The organism is Burkholderia sp. B10, from assembly GCF_004368385.1.
GTDB lineage: Bacteria > Pseudomonadota > Gammaproteobacteria > Burkholderiales > Burkholderiaceae > Burkholderia > Burkholderia vietnamiensis.
The window spans coordinates 36,482-55,973 of sequence record NZ_PQMX01000002.1; the positions used below are offsets into that span (position 1 = coordinate 36,482).

At 62.6% G+C, this 19,492-nt stretch carries 9 protein-coding genes; 3 read left to right on the forward strand and 6 right to left on the reverse strand.

The features are described from left to right. Positions 1-12: 12 nt before the first annotated feature. From C3Y15_RS01370 to C3Y15_RS01385, 4 genes are all read right to left on the reverse strand, one after another. Positions 13-366, reverse strand: coding sequence for an Imm8 family immunity protein (locus C3Y15_RS01370; protein WP_059461770.1), 354 nt, complete (start codon positions 364-366; stop codon positions 13-15). Then, positions 363-9,842: a hemagglutinin repeat-containing protein gene (locus C3Y15_RS01375; protein WP_124260196.1), complete on the reverse strand. Its 9,480-nt coding sequence runs from the start codon at positions 9,840-9,842 to the stop codon at positions 363-365. The genes C3Y15_RS01370 and C3Y15_RS01375 overlap by 4 nt, the downstream gene beginning before the upstream one ends. 889 nt (positions 9,843-10,731) lie before the next feature. Further along, a complete protein-coding gene (locus C3Y15_RS01380) occupies positions 10,732-12,324 on the reverse strand; it encodes an ABC-F family ATPase (RefSeq protein ID WP_014723081.1) in 1,593 nt (530 codons plus the stop codon). Between the two features lie 128 nt (positions 12,325-12,452). Continuing rightward, a complete protein-coding gene (locus C3Y15_RS01385; RefSeq protein WP_124260195.1) occupies positions 12,453-14,723 on the reverse strand; it encodes an AsmA family protein in 2,271 nt (756 codons plus the stop codon). A gap of 152 nt (positions 14,724-14,875) precedes the next feature. On the opposite strand from C3Y15_RS01385, the gene C3Y15_RS01390 reads away from it, so the two are divergent. After that, entirely contained in the window at positions 14,876-15,577 is a 702-nt protein-coding gene (locus C3Y15_RS01390) for an ATP-binding cassette domain-containing protein (protein ID WP_011884934.1), read from the forward strand. Continuing rightward, entirely contained in the window at positions 15,574-16,377 is an 804-nt protein-coding gene (gene fetB / locus C3Y15_RS01395) for an iron export ABC transporter permease subunit FetB (RefSeq protein WP_011884935.1), read from the forward strand. Before C3Y15_RS01390 ends, fetB begins: the two co-directional genes overlap by 4 nt. Positions 16,378-16,567: 190 nt before the next feature. Here the strand turns inward: fetB and C3Y15_RS01400 are convergent, their stop codons facing one another. Beyond that, positions 16,568-17,119, reverse strand: a complete 552-nt coding sequence (locus tag C3Y15_RS01400; protein ID WP_014723082.1) for a DUF6013 family protein — start codon at positions 17,117-17,119, stop codon at positions 16,568-16,570. Positions 17,120-17,286: 167 nt separating this feature from the next. Next, positions 17,287-18,303: a zinc-binding alcohol dehydrogenase family protein gene (locus tag C3Y15_RS01405; RefSeq protein WP_034193202.1), complete on the reverse strand. Its 1,017-nt coding sequence runs from the start codon at positions 18,301-18,303 to the stop codon at positions 17,287-17,289. Positions 18,304-18,426: 123 nt separating this feature from the next. Here C3Y15_RS01405 and C3Y15_RS01410 point away from each other — a divergent pair, with 123 nt between their 5' ends. Next, a complete protein-coding gene (locus C3Y15_RS01410) occupies positions 18,427-19,368 on the forward strand; it encodes a LysR family transcriptional regulator (protein ID WP_014723084.1) in 942 nt (313 codons plus the stop codon). The last annotated feature ends 124 nt before the right edge of the window (positions 19,369-19,492 follow it).

The following is a 19,492-nucleotide window of genomic DNA, read 5'->3' on the forward strand; positions in this document are numbered from 1 at the left end:
ACGCAATGCCAGTCACTGTCTATAGTCTTCGAACTCCCACTGCATCACTCGAGAAATCTTTGCTGCCAAATCAGACCAATCCTTCTCGTCTAACGAGGCAACAAATTCACTAACGTGGTCAACGATGCTTTGCGGGTCGTAGCCATCATTGACTATCAGCATGTGGCGGCCCCATGACATATAGGCAAGATTTTTCTTTAGCCATTCCGGCGTACAAATCATGATGCGGAAACAATCGCCACCATCACTATCGATTCTGCCAATAACAAAGGTCATCCATAGACCGAAGCAATGCCGATCCTCCGGCACATATTCGAAAACGTCAACCGTGCCACCAAGGTCCACGGACTTCACTTTTGCTTTCATTGATGTACATTCAAATGGCCGTTGCTGACCATCTGCCCATTTTTGAGTTGTTGGAAGTTCGCCTGCGTCCCAGTGATCGCAAAGGGACTATCTTTCGGCGTCGGTGGCCGATACGTGCGGGTACCGTCAGCACTTACAAGCCCTCCCGGAACGCCGCTCATAGGACGTGCCCCATCGCCGACCCAAATTTCGCCGAGACGTGCGGCGTCTGCATAGGTACCAGTACCAATCGAAAAATTCGGATTGCCGGTGCCATCGCCCATGATCGCCTTCGCCAATCGAGCGTCTTGCGCTGCTATAGCAGCTAGATTCGCTTGATTCAACTGACCGCGAAGACCTATTGCCGAATTGTAATCAGCCGTCCCGCCAGATGTAAGATATCCAGTCCGATTTCCCGTCGTGCTCGGCAATTGCGGACCCGACGTGCCCTTACCGAGTCCCATCGGCGCATCGCCGCCACCGCTGAACATCATCGACGCCAAGGCAACTTGCATCGCCTGCTTGCTGCCGACAACTTCCTGCGGCGTCATCAGGTTCTCGGCTGACGCGCGTTCCACGACGGCCATCCACAGGGAACCGAGGTTCATCGCCTCCTGATTCGACAGATTGCCCTGTCCTTCCAACTGGTTCAGCACTGCGAGCTGCGCGTCAATATCAGCTCGCGTCAGCGCACCCTTCGGCTTTCTCAACGCATCGGCAACGCTCGTCGCTGCCGCCTGAACGCGCGGCGTTGTGCCCTTCACGAAATTCGCCGCATTATTCTCCGATTCGATCAAAGCAGCAATCGACGCTGTTGACGCGTCACCGCCCAACGCGGAAGTCGTACCGGCCACAATGGATTGCACGAGTCGTTCGCGGTCGAGCTTGTCTTGATCCGTCAACGTCGATGCCTGTGTGCCACTCAGGCTATCAATCAGGTCATTCAGCACCACGCTTGCTGCCGCACCGGCTGCGCCCGCTCCACAATTACCACCTGCAGCAGCAGCGCCCGCGCAACCAACGAGGCTTTGAAGCGCCGTACGCGCTTTCTCGCTATCGAGCAGATCGGCGATGCCCTTTACTTGCTCGGTCGCGAGACTCTGCAAGTAGTAGGCTGCAGCACTCTGCATCATGGAACCAGCAGCACCAGCCACGTTACCGCCAGCTGCAGCAGTGATAGCCGTCAATACTCGACGCCCGGTGCCGCCCTCTGCCCAAGTCGCATTGTCCTGAATGATCTGCGTCAACTGCGCGATCTTCGCTGTGTCCTGCTGATCGACAGGCTTCGCTCGTTCGGCATCGAGCGCTGCACGAGCACGGTCAGCTTCCGCCGCACGGTTCGAAATGAACGTGCTCGCCTGATTGATGAAGTCGCCAGTGATATCGAACCCGGCCTGAATCTTGTCCTTATCGAAGATCGGCGCGAGCGCCCCGCCCGTGTTCGACGTGTCGCGGTTGGTGCTTGCGACCGTTTCATCCGCCGTTTTTCCGGTCAACTGCTGCTGTTTCGCGCTGTCGGTGATCGTCAACGCGCCGCCGCTCACACCACTGCGCGTGGTCGAACTGGCATCGCCGGACGCACCCATGACGACCGGCGGACTTGCGGCCCAACCGTTCGAACCATAGCCGCCAGAGAACCCGGCTTGCGCGGCGCTGTACGTCGCATGATTGTCGATATCGCTCGATGTGAGCGTACCGGTCGTGAGGCTATTTGCGCCAGACTGCGCGGCTTTGTCGCTGCTCGCGATCACACCGCCCTTCAGGTCAGTATTTCCTTTCACGTTGACCTGAAAGCCGTCGTCGCCCGCTTTGAGGCCCGACTGTTCGCCCACCGCCGCGTAGTCGCTGTTCATCTTCTGCTGACTGATGCTCACCGAACCGGTAGACGTGCCGCCGCATATAGGCGGAACGCACACAGACACGGATACGCCAGCGCTTTGCTGCTTCGAGTCGTATTTGCTCGTGTCTTGCAGGCTTTGAACGTTCAGGTTGCCGCCCACGTCGGCGACGACCTGCTTGCCGGATGCAACCGCGCCGACAAGGTTCGTATCGTTGCCGGAAGTGAGCGTCAGTTTGTCGCCCGCCGTCACGTGCGTGTTGGTGTACGTCGTATCGCTTCCGTTGCCGTGGCCCTTGTTGCCCGAAACACCGAGTTGGAACGACAGGCCATTTTGCTGACCGACACCGAGCGTCGCACCGATACTCGCGCTCGATCCGCTGCTCGTGCTGTGCTGACTGTCCGTGTTCTGCGCCGCTTGCAGGTTAATGTCGCCCTGCGCGTTCAACGCCGCGTTATGGCCCGCGCTGAGCGTGCTGCCGACCACGTTGATATCGCTGTCGGCTCCGGCACCGGTTGCAAGAATATTCAGGTTGTGGCCTGCGGATACCGTACTGCCGACTGCCGTATTGGACGACGCCGACGAACTGCTGTTGCTGTGGCTCGTGCCAATTGAAACGGTGATACCGGTTTCGCCCGGCGATGCGGAATTGCCCGTGACGGAATCGTAGATATTCTTCGCTCCGAGCACGGCGGTTGCGGCGGTCAACGCTTCAAGCCGCCCATCGCCCTTTGCCTTACCCGCATCCTTGCGAATGGTGTTCGCCGTCTGCACGGCGGAAATCACCGGATCGACCAAACCGGCGGAAATTGCCGTCTGGCTGAACGACTGCTGCTCGTTCTGCGTGGCAGTATTTCGCGCCTCGTCAATCGTGATCTTCGTGGCTCCAAGATTAATGTCGTTCCCGGCGTGGAGCGTGCTGCCCGTCACGTGCAAATCGTTGCCCGCGCTGACGTTCAGATTGCCATTTAGCGAGCCAATCACGCTACCGCTATTCGTGACCTGCGTGGCTTGCTGTGCGTCAGTCGCTTTGCGCACGCCGATGGTGTAACCCTGCAACCCGCCGTCAAGCTGGTTCAGCGGATTCAGGCCAGAGAGAAACCCATATTCGCGCTTCGAATAATAGCTTTCCGACGTTTGTGTGTCCTGCGACGTTGTAATCGTCACATTGTGCGCGGCGCTCAGATTCACGTCGTTCGTACCCACGACGTTGCTTCCCTGCACCGTCAAATCCTTGCCTGATTTGATGTTCACGGTGTCGCCGGAAATCGTACTGCCAACGCCGATATTCGCGTGCGTGTTCTGCATCGTGTCCGTGGTGGAACCGGAAACGAAGCTGCCGCGTTTGGCTTGCGTCTGAACGAAACTATCGTGCTCTTCGCGACCTTCGTTAACGATGGCATTGCCTGTCGCCGCGATGCTGGCCGCGCCCGTGCCGTTATCCTTTCCGTTCGTGACACCTGCCGTCAACGACGAGCCGGTCAACGTCACATTGCCCTTGTTCGCGTCGGTGCTCACTGCTGCGAGTGTGGCATTCCCTCCGGACGAGAAAGTCGTGCCGATCGCACGCTCATCGTAAGTGCGATCGACTTCCTTACGCGTCTTGTCGTCGGTCGCGACGTTGTTGTAGCGTGCGGTGTCGGTCACGGTCGTTGCCGCAAGATTGCCGCCAGCAATAACGCTCAGGGCATTTCCGGCCGTTACGTCTGCGCCCTTGAATGTCGCATCGTTGCCGCTTTGAATCCCAAGATTGCCATTCGCGGAAATTGCACTCGTCTCGTTGGTCGTGCTGTTTTCTTCCCAATGGTGATTCGCATTCTTCGTCACGGATTGCGAAGTGTTCGCCTGAACCGTATCGACGTTGATATCGTGGCCTGCCGTGATCTGCGCGTTGCCGCCTGCCGTGATATTCGCACCGTGCACATTCAGATCGTGACCGGCGCTTACCATCATGTCGCCCGTCGATGCAATCGTGCCTTGTTGACCGAGCAGGCTCGTGCTGACTTTGCTTGCGCCCGATGCACCGGTCGCGCCCACCGAATCAACCAGCGTCGTATTGACGATATCGCGGCCCGCCAGCACGGCCACCCGATTGCCGGTAATTTGACCGGACGCATTGACCACATCGTTGCTCGCCGAAACGACCGTCGTGCCGTTCTTGCCGCTGCTCGAAATCGTACCGCCACGATTCAAAATATCCGTCGCAGTCAGCACGGTTTTTGTGCCGCCCTTGATGACACCCGTGTTGGTCGTGCTGCCCGTCGTGTGAATCTCGACGTCGTCCGCTGCGATCAATGCACCGGTGGGTTGCAGGTCGTTCGCGTGCGTTTGCGCCATGTAGACGACCGGGACCAACACGTGCGTCGTGCTGCCGTCAGGCAAGGTCACGGTCTGATCAACGAGCCAAACGATATCGCTCGTCAGCGCGTCCATTTGTGCGGCCGTCAGCGCCATACCGGGCACCAAGCCAAATTCCTTCGCGTAGTTCGCGCCGTTCGTCATCAGCGCCCGATACTCGTCCTCCGCGCTCGCGTAACCCGGCAGGAAGGTGCGCCCCGTCAGTTGCGTAATCTGATTGCGCACCATCTGCTGCTCATACATCCCGTCGCCCAAGCGCTTTTCGATGCTCGCCGGGTTCAGGTTCAACTGGCCGAGCATGTAGTCGCTCGAAATGAAATTCGTATAGCTCGTCAACCGCGGATCGGTGACGATCAAATACGGTTGTCCTGGCGCGGAATGAATCGAGTACATGCCGCTGGTCGGCAACGTGATCGACAAAGCGCCGGTCGGGCTTGCGACCGATTGCAGGGCCGGGACCGAGGTCGATCCGCTGGCCGCGCCGACCTTGGACGGATTGCTGCCCGATACACCTTGATTGGCCGCGTTGTTGCCAAGCGTGCCTCCCGTCGCACCCGTCGCCGAATTTTGCGCGGCGACGTTCTGGTTATTGACGCTCCGGCCGGTGATCGATACCGACTGATTCGCGATGATCGTGCCGCCCGTGCCACCGATCGCGACCGGCGTGTAGACAACCGGCGGTTCGACAACTGTGCCGCGATCCTGCGTCGTATCTTCGTTCCATGCGTACATCGACACGATGTTGTCGGTCTGATATTGATACAGCGTCCGACCGACGTTGTTCACGATCGTGTCGCCATAACTGCCGCTACCCACAGAGCCGTTCTGTTGCGTGCTGCCGATTTGAATCGACTTGCCGGCCGTGATCGCGCTGTAGTCGTTATTGATCGTGCCGACGTTCGCCATCGTGATACTGCCGCCCGCGACGAGCTGCGCTTGTTGCGCCTGGCTCGTTACCGTGTCTTGCTGCGTCGTGGACGTGGTATCGCGCCAGATTTCGACACGCTGATAGCCGTTGTGACCGTCGCTGCGCGTCTTGTATTCCGTATCCGGGACGTAGTTGACGTGCGGGTCGTATGCGTCCCAATAGTTGACCGTAACCGACCCGTCTGCGTTGGTCGTCAGTGTGTTGTAGTAAATCGTCTGCTGCTTGCCGTTCACGTTCACGACCAGCACCTTGTCGGTCGCGTTCGGTCCGGACGTTTCCGATACAACCTGCGCAGGGCTATAGCTTGAAGTGAGTGCCGTTTTATAACCGTTCACCCACATCGCTTGCGAACAGCCGCCGTTCGGGTCCGCGTTCATCGTCGCGCACACGATGTATTTCTGCCGCTTGGTTTGGTGCGAGGTGGTCGTCCCGGTCGTTACAGTCGTGACCGTCGGCGCAGGGCGCGAATTGGTGAACGTGCCGGCCGCAAGTTCGACATTCCCCTGTGCTTCGATCGTGGATTGATCGTTCAGTACACTCTGCGTGCGGTTCGCAAGCAAGCCGTTTGCGTCGCGCTGACCGTTCGCCGCGATATTGATATCGCCGACGCTAAACAGGTTCGCGCCGCCCGTATTCGACAACTGACTCGTTGCGTACAGGTTCAATTGGTTAGCTGCGGCGAAGACAGCAGCGGCCCCGGTGTTCGTAATCGTGTTGGCGTTCGAAGTGACGTTGGCACCGATCACGGTGCCCGTGTTGTTCAACGTCGCGCTGTTGGTCACGACGGTATCGCCTTCGATCCGGCCTGCGTTGTCGATCGTGCCGCCATTTGCGTTGACCGTCGTCGTCGCGGAATTCAAATCCGCGCCGCTCTGGTTGTCGACGTTCGCCGCGTTCACCGTGAGCGCGCCATTGGCATCCAGCACGCCTTGGTTCGTCAGCTTGCCCGACGTGGTGAAATTCACGTTGCCGTTCGCATGCAGTCTGTTCGTGGCCGTCTGCGTGTAATCGCTCCCGAGCGTGATCGAGCCGTTGCGACCGGCGATAATCGAACCGTCGCCGGACAGCGTGCCGGTGCTCAGCGTCAGGTCCTGATCGCTACCGATCGCGCCATTCTGGTTCGCAAGGGTGCCCGTCTGAATCGATACGCTGCCGCCGCTGCCTGCGTCATTACCAATTTTGCCCGAAGTATCGTCGATCGATGCGGTGTTCAACGACAGCGCGCCGTTTGCACGAACGGAGCCGCCCTGATTCGAAAGGGCTGCATTCGCACCGTTCAACGTCAGATTATTTGCCGCCGACAGCACGCCACCGGCGTTGTTTACGTTGTTACTTACTTTAAGCGTCAGGTCATGCCCCGAAAGCGTCTGACCGCCTTGCGCATTCGTGAGCGTTTGCGCGGTCAGCGTGACATCGCCGTTTCCGCCAATCGTACCCGCACCCGCCTTACCTGACGCGTCGGTGTTCGTGATCGACGCGCCGCCATCGATCGTCGTTGCACCGCTGCCGATATTCGCGATACGTCCGTCGCTGTTGTCAACGCTGGAACCCGAGACGGCGAGCGTGGATGTTGCGCCGTTCGCTTCAATTTGGCCGGAGCTATTAATCACGGCACCTTGCGCGCGCAGCGACAGATTCCCGTTCGCCTGAACAAGACCAGCGGCATTCGCAATTTGACCGTTCGACTGCACGGACAGCGATTGCGCCGCCAACAGCGATCCATTCGAATTATCGACGCTGCCTGCCGACACCGAGACGTCCCCGTTGCCGCCAATGGTGCCGCCCGCTGTATTCGTCAGCGCGTTTGTCGTCGTGACGGACAACGTGCTCGCGCCCACGTTTTTAAGTGAGCCTCCATCATTCGCGAGACTATCGGCCGCTACAGAAACGCCATTGTTCGCTTCGAGCGTGCCCGCACGGTTATCGACAGCGCCTTGAGCCTTCAGCGTAATGCTGTCCGCACCGACGTAGCCGCCCGCAGGGTTATCGAGCGACTGCACGTCGAGCGCCGCCTGTCGCTGCGCGGCCAGCGTCCCGGCGCTGTTCGAAACAGCAGCCGCCTTCAGGCTCAACGCGCCATTTGTCGCGATCGTACCGCCCTGATTCGACATCGCACCGGTCGCGATCGACAACGTACCGCTGCCTGCGTGAGTAATTTTTCCGTGGTCGTTGATCAGCGTCGCGGGCGTCAGGTTCAGGTCCGTGCTGTTGGTCTGAATAACGCCGCTGCTCGAATTATCGAGCGTGTTCGAGACGGCAATATTCATTGCGCCGGTCCCGGTTTGTGTAATCGAGCCGCCGTGGTTCGACAAATTCGTCGCCCCGAGCGACAACTGTGCTGCCTGCACCGAACCCGCATCATTTCTCAGCGACGCGGCATTCACCGTCGCGGATTGTCCGGCCGCGATGCTACCCGACCCATTCGTCAACTGCGCACCGGCATTGATCGTCGCATTTCGACCGGCGGACATCGCACCGCTGCCGTTATCGACAGACTGCGCACCGACTTGCAGGTCCGTCTGCGCGGTAATCGCACCGTGGTTAGCAACGGTTCCGGCTTGCACATTGACGCTGCCATTTCCACCGATCACACCGCCCTGCGCACCCGCTGCGGTCGCTCCTGCGGCATTGACCAATTGCCCGGTCGTCGCGATCGACAAACCGTCACCGTTCAACGATGTAACGCGACCGGCCGAATTTTCCAACGAGTTTCCCGAAATATTCATTCCGGCCGCGCTCTGGATCGTGCCTTGGTTGTTCGCGATCGCACCGCCGCGCACCTGCATCGCATTTTCGGAAACCAGCGTGCCACCCTGATTCGCGATTGCGCCGTTCGACTGCACGTTCAGCGGGCCTTGCGCCGATACCTTGCCGCCTTGATTCGAAATGCTGCCTGCGGTCAACGTTGCGTTGCCTTGGCTCGACAGCGTGCCGTGATCGTTGATCAACGCACCCGCTGCGTTCGCATTGAGAGCGCCCTGCGCACTCGTCGTCGCATTAGAAAGGTTCACGTCCCCGGCGTTCGCGTTCAGCGACAGATTGCCGTTCGCAGCCGTCTGGCTACCTGCGAGATTGATTGCGCCACCAGAAATCGACGCGTTACCACCTGCAACGTTCTGACCGGTTGCCGTCAGTTGGCCGCTGCTCGAAAGATTCAGGTCACCGCTTTTCCCGACAGAACCGTCGTTATTCACACCTGCGCCGAGCGTCCCGGTGGAATTGATGCTGCCTGCGGTGACCGTGGTATTTTGCTGCGCGGCCAGCGTGCCGCTGTTCGACAACGTACCAACTGCTGAAACGTTTGCGCTCTGTTGCGTATACGTCGTGCCGGTGTTTTGAATGCTGTTCGCGGTTGCGGCAAGATTCCCGCTCGCAGTCGTCTTGCCTGCGAGTACAAGCTGGCCGTTCGATTGCAGCGTCAGGTCGCCTGCTTGCGCTGCAATTGTTCCAGCATTCGAAACACCTACCCCGAACTCGTTGCTTACGAGAAAGACGCGATTGGCGTACATGCCGCCTAATTGGGCTACGTCGATCGCAATGGCAGGCGCGGTACCGTCACCGGCAATCGGCGTTGCCGCAAGTGTGTCGTGATTAACCTGGTTCGCCCCGGCGATTACGTTCAGATTCTTGGCATAAATGGCTGCGTTCGCCTGTACGGCGCGGGCAATCAGATCGACTTGATCGACGTTCGATGTATTCAGACCTCCTCCGCTCACTGCAATCAGGCCGCGCGATACATTAAATCCAGAAAGTGATCCGTCAGCACCGTAATACGGCGTACCAGTCGTCAGTGTCGCGCGTGATGTATTGATAAACCCACCACCATCAACCAGAATACCAGCGCTATTTGACAGTATTACTTCGGCGCGATTTCCTCCTACCTCAACATAACCACGAAGCTGAGAAGGCGCATTGCTGTTGACTTGGTTGACGATAATTCGCGCGGACTGGTTAGGGCCGAAGTTCGGGTTGCCGTTAATGTAGCCAGCTTGCTGCGTGTTCACCAACGTGGGCGAATTATTGAGAATTGCACCGTTTTTCTGTACATCGAACTGATTGTACGTATTCACGGACACGCCAGCGCCAGACGGTGCGGCAATATTCACTTGCGGCAGACCGTTCTGCGTCTGGATCACGTGCGTTGGCGTACCCGGCGTCGGTACGATCTGCGCCATGCTCGGCAGCGGCACACCGAACAGCAGCGCGGCGGCCATCGCGATCGGTTGCCAAACAATACGCCCTCCGTGCAAGCCCGATGGCGTGCTCACGCCCTGAGAATTCCCGGCTGCATGCGGCGAAGTACCGTTTTCCTGAACGACCATCATCGCGCCGCGCGCGCGATTGAATACAACCCGATAGCGTTTCTTGTTCATCCTTCGTTGACGCGCACTGCGCCCCTGCTTGCAATCCTGTTTGAATTCAACGTCGATAGGACCGGACACAATTTGCCGTCTGATCTTGAACGCGCTTGGAACGGATAGTCAGAACGACAATGCCTCTCATGCATGTCGCGATTGCGAGCCAGCGCTCGCAACTCCCTCTCTTATCCACCGCGCGATCCTAGCAGAAGCGACAACCGCACACTGTCAGAAATGATCAATACATGACGCGCGAAACATCGATTTTCCTCTTCCCTAGCACCGGATATTTTAAAAAATCATCACCAATTAAATTTTTAAAACGCTTTTAAAATGTCAAATAAAGACAAGATGTGATTTTATTAAGATGGGCACCACGCAGTCTGAGGCGGGATGCTGACGGCGAATACAGCGAACAACAATGGTCAGACGCCAATGGTCTGACGAGCAGCGCTCAATTCGAGATAAGCGACAACAATTTCAAAATTCCGATTGTTGAGAATGTATAAATCCGGCCAAGAAAATACGAATCCTCGAGCTTCCGAACTGAAATGCTGGTCGCTGGACAAAAGAATTTTGCATGCCGTTGCGGCTACGCAACACCTGACGCGATCCGTCGCGCCGAAGCCGCCGCGACGCCTGCAATCGCCGGCAACTGTCTACTTGCGCGACTTACCGCGCGCACCACCTTGCATGCGCTCCGGTGAAGCCAACGGCGGGTGTCCGACGAGTAGGTACTTCGCCCAAAGTGAAAAAGCCCATACCGGCAATCTGCCAATATGGGCTTCGGAGTTCACAAAGCACGCCTTGCGTGCTCTGCTATGCGCTCGCTAAGAAAGCGTCACCGGAAAGTCGACTGTCCCAACGGGACAATCCGGGGCACATGACCGGTGCCTTGGGACACTTACTCCTGCCCCTGGCTCGCGAGGAACTCCTCGTAATTCCCGCCGAAGTCGAACAGCGTGCCGTCGGTACGCACTTCGATGATCCGGTTCGCCAGCCCGCTCACGAACTCGCGGTCGTGCGACACGAAGATCAGCGTGCCTTCGAACTGCTCGAGCGCGATCTGCAGCGACTCGATCGACTCCATGTCCATGTGGTTGGTCGGCTCGTCCATCAGCAGCACGTTGTGGCGGCCCAGCATCAGCTTGCCCCAGATCATGCGGCCCTTCTCGCCGCCCGACAGCACCTTCACCGACTTCTTGATGTCGTCCGCCGAGAACAGCAGGCGGCCGAGCGTACCGCGCACCATCGTTTCGTCGTCGCCGTCCTTGCGGTACTGATCGATCCAGTCCATCAGCGTGATGTCGTCCGGGAACTCCTCGTAGGTGTCCTGCGGCATGTAGCCGACGTTCGCGTTCTCGGCCCACTTCACGGTCCCGTGGTCGAGCGGCAGATTGCCGAGCAGCGCGCGCAGCAGCGTCGTCTTGCCCGCGCCGTTCTCGCCGATGATCGCGATGCGCTCGCCCGGCTGCACGGACAGATTGAAATTCTGGAAGATCGTGCGCTCGTACTTCTTCGTGATCTCCTCGGCCACCACCGCGACGTTGTGCAGCTTCTTGTCGAACTCGAAACGAATGAACGGGTTCTGACGCGACGACGGCTTGAATTCCTCGATCTTGATCTTGTCGATCTGCTTCGCGCGGCTGGTCGCCTGACGCGCCTTCGACTTGTTCGCCGAGAAGCGGCGCACGAAGTCCTGCAGCTCGGCCACGCGCTCCTTCGCGCGCGCGTTCGCCGCGGCCTGACGCTCGCGCGCCTGCGCCGATGCGAGCATGTAGTCGTCGTAGTTGCCCGGCCAGACCTTCAGCGTGCCGAAGTCCATGTCGGCCATGTGCGTGCACACCGAGTTCAAGAAGTGACGATCGTGCGAGATGATGATCATCGTCGAGTTGTACTCGTTGAGCGTGTGCTCGAGCCAACGGATCGAGTTGATGTCGAGGTTGTTGGTCGGTTCGTCGAGCAGCAGCACGTCCGGCTTCGAGAACAGCGCCTGCGCGAGCAGCACGCGCAGCTTCCAGCCCGGCGCGACGTCGGCCATCGTGCCGTTGTGGAACTTCTCCTCGATGCCGATGCCCAGCAGCAGCGCGCCCGCGCGCGCCTCGGCGTCGTAGCCGCCGTATTCGGCGAACTTGCCCTCGAGCTCCGCCGCGTGCATGTAGTCGTCGTCGGTCGCCTCGGGGTTCGCGTAGATCGCGTCGCGCTCGGTCATCGCGGCCCACATTTCGGTGTGGCCCATCATCACCACGTCGAGCACGCGCACGTCCTCGTACGCGAACTGGTCCTGGCGCAGCTTGCCCAGGCGCACGTTCGGCTCCAGCGCGACGTTGCCGCCGCTCGGCTCGAGGTCGCCGCCGAGGATCTTCATGAAGGTGGACTTACCGCAGCCGTTCGCGCCGATCAGACCATAGCGGTTGCCCTCGCCGAATTTGACCGAGATGTTCTCGAACAAGGGCTTCGGCCCGAATTGCATCGTGATGTTGGCAGTAGAAAGCACGGCAGGTCCCGTAAGAGAGAAATCGACGGAAAACCGTGTATTTTAGCAGGTGTCGGCGAAACTGCCGACCGCACCGTTCCGGCCCCGCCAGCCGGCGCGCTGCGCCGCGCGCCCGGCCGGCCGTCGCGTCACTTGCCGGCCTTCTGCGCGTGCTTCTGCTCCGTCTTCGCGTTCATCTGCCCGAACAGCTCCGAGCACGGCACGTCACGGTTGTTGCTCGGCGCGATCAGCGGAATCAGCGCCGCGAACGGGTTGATCAGCCCGAGCCCGACCATCGCGCCGGCCCGCAGCGCGAGCGCGCCGGCGTCGACGCCGACCTTCGGGTTCTTGAACGTGCCCTTCGCATACAGCGGCGAGCGCAGCGAGAACACCCGGAAGCCCTTCGTATGCGGATGGATCTTCAGGTCGATCGACTCGTCGCGCAGATTGATCGGGCCGTCGACGTTGATGAGCGCGTCGTCGGTGTCGAGTGCGAACACCTTCGGGTCGAGCATGCCGTCCTTCGCGACGAAATCGATCGCCGCGCAATTGATGTTGACGTCGCGATTGCCGAACAGCTTCTCGTAGACGACGTTCGCGACGTTCAGCCCCGCCGCCTCCATCAGCAGGCGGCTGATGCGGCCGTCGGTGACGAGCGCCTTCACTTCGCCGGTCGACGTCGCGGCGAGCGCGGCCGGCGAATTGCCGGTCGCCGACAGCGACGCGTCGCCGTTGATCTCGCCGAGCGCGGTCTGCATCACTTTCTGCGTCGGGAACAGCTGCTTGAGCTTCAGGTGCCGCGCGGCCAGCGTGAAGCGGCCCTTGAGCGGCGTGCGGCTGCCGTCCAGCCGCGCATCGGTCGCGAGCGTGCCGCCCGCGACGCCGAACTGCAACGGCTCGAGCGACAGCACGCCGTCCTGCAGCAGGATGTGCGTGTACAGATCGGTGATCGGCAACTGCGGGCTCTTGATCAGCTTGCGGCCGGTGAACTTCACATCGGCGTCGATCGCGCTCCAGCGCTCGGTGCGGAAGGTCGCGACCGGCAGCACGCGGTCGGCCGGCTGGCGCGTCGTGTCGCCGCGCTTGGCCTTGCTCGCGGCGGTGTCGGCGCCAATGACCGGCGCGAGGTCGGAAAACTGCAGCAGGTTCGACACGAGCTCGCCGGACAATTTCGGCCGCGGCTCGCGCTGCGCCCACACGAGCGTGCCGCCGAGATCGCTGCCGCCGACGCGGCCGTTGAAGTTCTCGTAGCGGAACGTGCTCGCATGTTGCTTGAAGTTGCCGATCAGACGGCCTTCGGTCGCGTACGGCGGCGTGTCGGGCAGCGTGATGCCGGTGAGCTGATAGAGATGCGACATCGACGTGCCCTGCAGCCACAGGCGCAGATCGATCGCCGCGAGATGCATCGGGTCCGTCAGCGTGCCGACGATCGCGAGCCGCGTGTCGCCGGCCTTCACGTCGGCTTGCAGCGGAAACGGCTGCGTCGCGTTCTCGACCGCGAGCACGCCGCCGACCTTGCCGGTACCGCTGACCGGCACGCTCTTGTAGCGGCCGTCGACCTTGAGCCCGAACGCATAGGTCGGCCCGGACGACTGCGCGGACGCGGTGGCGCCCGAGGCAGCGCTCGCACTAGACGCACCGGACGCAGCGGACGCACCGGACGCCTGCACGACCGCTGACGCAGACGAAGCCGAAGCCCCCGAAGCAGCCGCCGCTCCGCTCGCCCCCGACGCTGCATCGGCATTGGCCTTCGCGCTGAGCTGCGCGGCGCCGCGCTTGCCGACGCGCTGCGCGGACGCGGCGCGCGACGTCTGTTCCTGCTGCTTGAGCACGTCGCCGAGCGGTATCGGCTTGCCGAGCGTATCGACCGCGATCGTCAGATCGGCTTTCGTGATCGCGTCGCGATAGACGATCGTGCCTTTGGCGAACGCAAAGCTCTTGAGCCGCACCTGCCACTTCGACGGTTGCCCCGACTGCTTGAATTGGAAGGTCCACGTGTTGCGGCCGTCGGCGAGCCGCTCGAGGTCCACCGCGGGATTGACCACGTCGATCGACGGAATGACGATCTGATGCGCGAACAACGGCAGAATCGCGAGATCGAAATGCGCCGCGTCGAGCGTGACGAACTTCTGGCCTTGCGCCCAGTCGGGATTGCCGATCTCCAGCTGCGTCGCCGACAGGCTCGGCCACGGCACCCACGCACGCCAGCCGGTTTCGCCGATCGGGCGGCGCCAGCCGAGCTTCAGATCGCCGTTGATCGCGAACGGACGGCCGAGCGCCGCGCTCACGTGTTCGTTGACCCACGGCTTCGCGCGGTTCCAGTCGAACGTGAAGATGAAGATGCCGGCCGCCGCGATGATCACCGCGACGATACCGACGATCCATGCAGCCGATTTGCCGATGGTGCGGGCGAGCGTCATGGCGGTTCCGTCGTTGTTCTGCAGAGTTGGCGCGCCATGTCGGGCCACTTGCGCGAGCGCACAGAGCACGACACCGGCGGCTTTTCAATCGGTATTATGGCGCACGCTCGCGCCACGCTTCGGCGCCATTAACGCTTTTTTTCATTTTCGACATGACCGCCCCGACCGCTCTCATCGACGCGCAGCAGATCACGCGCCGCGACGCGACCAACGGCAAGACGCTGCTGGCGCCGACCGACCTCAGCGTCGCCGCAGGATCGCGAATTGCTATCACGGGGCCATCGGGCTCCGGCAAGAGCGTGCTGTTGCGCGCCCTCGCGCTGCTCGATCCGCTCGATGGCGGCCAGCTCCTCTGGCGCGGCGCGCGCATCAAGCGCGGCGCAATTCCGCGCTACCGGCGCAGCGTCGCTTATGTGCGTCAACGCGCGGCGCAGATGGACGGCACGGTCGATGCGCAGCTGCGCTATCCGTACGCGCTCGCGGTCTATCGCGACGCGGCGTACGACCGCGCGCGCGCCGAAGCGCTCGCCGCGCGCGCCGGCCGCGGCGCGGATTTTCTCGACAAGCGTGCGAGCGAGCTGTCGGGCGGCGAAGCGCAGATCGTCGCGCTGCTGCGCGTGCTGCAACTCGAGCCCGACGTGCTGCTGCTCGACGAGCCGACTTCGGCGCTCGACCCGGCGTCCGCGCGCGCGATCGAAGCGCTCGTCGCCGCGTGGTTCGATGCGGCGCCCGCTGCGCGCGCATACCTGTGGATCTCGCACGATCCCGCGCAGGCCGCGCGCATCGGCACGATCCAGCTCGTGATGCAGGCCGGCGTGCTGCACGCGGCCAACCCGACGGAGTGTGCGCAATGAGCCCGACGCTGCAGGACCTGAGCCTCGTCGACGTCGGCATCGCGGCCGGGCTCGTCGCGATCAACGGCGCGATCTCGGCGGCGCTGTCGCTCGGCCTGGGCCGCCGGCTCGCGCTCGCGGCCGTGCGCACCGTCGTGCAGTTGCTCGCCATCGGCTACGTGCTGGGCTGGGTGTTCGGTCATCCGCACTGGAGCGTCGTGTTGCCGCTCACCGCGCTGATGACGCTGATCGCCGGCTTCGCGGGCGCCGGGCGCGGCAAGCACGCCTACCGCGGCCAGCGCGTCGACAGCATCGCGTCGATCTGGTTCAGCAGCTGGATCGTCGCGGCGATCGGGTTGTTCGTCGTGATCCGCATCCATCCGTGGTACACGCCGCAATATGCGATCCCGATCCTCGGGATGATTCTCGGCAATACGCTGACCGGCGTGTCGCTCGGCGTCGAGCGGATGATGGAGGAGCTGACCGCCAGGCGCGATCGCGTCGAGACCGCGCTCGCGCTCGGCGCGACGCGTTGGGAAGCCGCGCAGGACGCCGCGCGCCAGGCCGTGCGCGCCGGCATGGTGCCGACGCTGAACCAGATGGCGGTGGTCGGCGTCGTGAGCCTGCCGGGGATGATGACCGGTCAGGTGCTCGCCGGCCAGTCGCCGCTGCAGGCCGTGCGCTACCAGATCGTCATCATGTTCCTGATCGCGGCCGCATCCGCGCTCGGCACCGTCGGCGCCGTGTTGCTGACGTATCGCCGGTTGTTCTCGCCCGACCATCGCTTCATTGCGTCGCGGCTCGAGGAACGCAAGTCGTGACGCGTGACGCGTGACGCGGCAAGGCCGCCGCGCGCGCATGCATGATCGGGTTGGAATGACGTCTGGGAAGAAGAACCGCCGCGCCGCAGCTGCGTGACGGCCATATGACGTCATGCAGTGCGGCGGGCGAGCGGCCATCCGGCCGGCGCGCAACCGCGATGGTTGCGCACGCACCGGTCGGCGGCCGGCCTCAGTGCTTGATCGATACGGTGACCTTGGTGCCGTCGCTCATCGTGACGGACTTCGAGCCGCCGTTGGTCGGAATCGACACCCACTTGACCTGGCTCACCGACACGACGTCCGGGCACTGCAGCGACTTGCCGCCTGCGCTGACATTGCGCGTGCCCTTCGGCGCGGCCGCCTGGAAGCTCAGCTGAACGTTCGCGATGCCCTTCGCGTCGACCGACGGCGCGAGCCGCACCTGGGTCTGACGCACCATCGCGCCGTTGGCATCGCGCGGCAGGTTGTCGGCGTTGGGGCAGCCGTTCGGCATCGCGATCGCGCCGCCCGGCGGCACCGACTTCCAGTTGAAGTCGTCGGTTTCGCCCGAACGGATCTTGCGGGTCTCCTGCGTGTTGCCGAAGGTCTTCGAGTCGACCTTGACCGTATATTCGAGCTGCCCCGTCCCGCCGCCCGTCAGGCTGCCCTTCACCGGCGGCGCCGCGAATACGCTCGCGCTGACGCACGCCACGGCGAACACGGCCGACCACGATGCGGCGGCCGACCAGCTGCGTTGGCTCATGCTGACCTCCTTGTCTTGCGGCGGCACGCATATGCCGCGCGGTTTTCGATGCATGATGCGCTGCCAGTCTACCGCCAAGCGGCACGCGATGCGGCGCGAACGCATCGGGTGTTACCCCGCTTGCGCTCGCGACGCCGCTTGCCTTACGCGCTTCGCGCGCGGATCGCTCAGAAGCCGCTGAGCACCAGCTTGCCGATCGCGCGGCCGCCCTCGAGCATCCGGTGCGCATGCCGCAGGTTCGCGGCGTTGATCGTGCCGAGCTGTTCGCCGAGCGTCGTGCGCAGCGTGCCGCCGTCGACGAGCCGCGCGACCTCGCTGAGGATCTTGTGCTGCTCGATCATGTCCGGCGTCTCGAACATCGCGCGTGTGAACATGAACTCCCAGTGAAACGCGGCGCTCTTCGCCTTCAGCAGCTCGACCGGAATGGGCTTCGCGTTTTCGACGATCGTGCAAATGCCGCCCTGCGGCCGGATGACTTCGGCCGCGGCCGGGAAATGACGGTCGGTGTCGTTGAAGATCAGCACGTAGTCGACGTTCGGACGGCCGATCTCGCGCAACTGTGCCGGCAGGTCGCCGAAATGGTCGACCACGTCGTCTGCGCCGAGCGAGCGGACCCATTCCGCCGACGCCGGCCGCGACGCGGTCGCGATCACGTGCAGCCCGCCGAGCGTCTTCGCCAGCTGGATCGCGATCGAGCCGACCCCGCCCGCGCCGCCGATGATCAGCACCGACTTGCCGGCGTCCGCTCGCTGCGGCGACACGCGCAGCCGGTCGAACAGCGCCTCCCAGGCAGTCAGCGCGGTGAGCGGCAACGCGGCGGCCGCCGCGAAATCGAGCGACTCCGGCTTGCGCGCGGCGATCCGCTCGTCGACCGCATGGAATTCGCTGTTCGCGCCCGGGCGCGTGATGCTGCCCGCATAGAACACGGCGTCGCCGGGCCGGAACAGCGTGACGTCGGCGCCCACCGCGACGACGGTGCCGGCCGCATCCCAGCCGAGCACGCGCGGCGCTTCCTCGACCTGCGGTTTCGGCGCGCGCACCTTGGTGTCGACCGGGTTCACCGAAATCGCCTCGACCTTCACGAGGAGGTCGCGCGGACCGGGCACCGGTTGCGGCAATTCGACGTCGACGAGGGCCTGCGGATCGTCGATCGGCAGGTAACGGGTCAGTCCAACGGCTTTCATCTCGAACATCCTCCACGGAAATCAGGCGGGCCGCGGCGCAGCCCCATGACCACGATCGTAGACCCCGCTATCCTTCGAGAAAACCGCTATATTTCCTTAAACATTTTCAGGAATATCCGAACAATGTCATCCGATCCGGTCCCGGCGCCCGACAAGCCGCTCGATCTGCTCGACGTCGGCCTGTTCGTGCGTGCCGCGCTGCTCGCGAACGTGAGCGCCGCCGGGCGCGAATTCGGCGTGTCGGCGGCAGTGGCAAGCGCGCGCATCGCGCAGCTGGAGCGCCAGCTCGGCGCACGGCTGCTGCACCGCACGACCCGCCGCATCAGCCTCACGCAGGACGGCGAGGTGTTCATGGCCCGCGCCGACGCGCTGCTGTCGGCCGCCGACGCCGCGCGCGCCTGCGTCGGCCACGGGCGCAGCGAGCCGTATGGGCGGCTGAAGGTGTCGATGTCGTCGTCGTTCGGCCGTCAGCACGTGGCGCCGGTGATTCCGGCGTTCCTGCGCCGCTATCCGTCCGTGTCGCTCGACCTGCGGCTGTCCGACGAGATCGTCGACCTCGTCGACGACGGCTACGACGTCGCCATCCGGCTCGGCGCGCTGAAGGATTCGACGCTGGTCGCGCGCCGGCTCGCAGCGAACCGGCGCGTGCTGTGCTGCTCGCCCGCGTATCTGGCCGAGCGCGGCACGCCGCGCCATCCGGCCGAGCTCGCGCAGCACGAATGCGTGATCCTCGGCGATCAGCGCGACTGGTCGTTCGTCACGCCGCAAGGGCCGCTGACCGTGCGTGTCGGCGGGCGGCTGGTCGCGAGCAACGGCGAGGCGATCCGCGAAGCGCTCGTCGACGGCTTCGGCATCGCGATCAAGTCGACCTGGGACGTCGGCCCGCTGCTCGCGAGCGGCGCGCTCGTCACCGTGCTGGACGACTACCCGTTCGCGGACGACGTCGCCGTCTGGGCCGTCTATCCGAGCCGCGCGCACGTGCCGCTAAAGACGCTCGCGTTCATCGGGTTCCTGGCCGAACACTTTGGCGACCCGCCGTACTGGGACCGCTCGGAACGGAGATAGTGGAATAGCGCCCCAAGCCGATCGCGGCCCGGCCGGATACCAACCGGATACAATGGCGCGTTCTCGACGCAGCAGCGCCGCACGCCGGCGCCGCCGCGGCCGCACACGCGTTTCATTCGCTTTC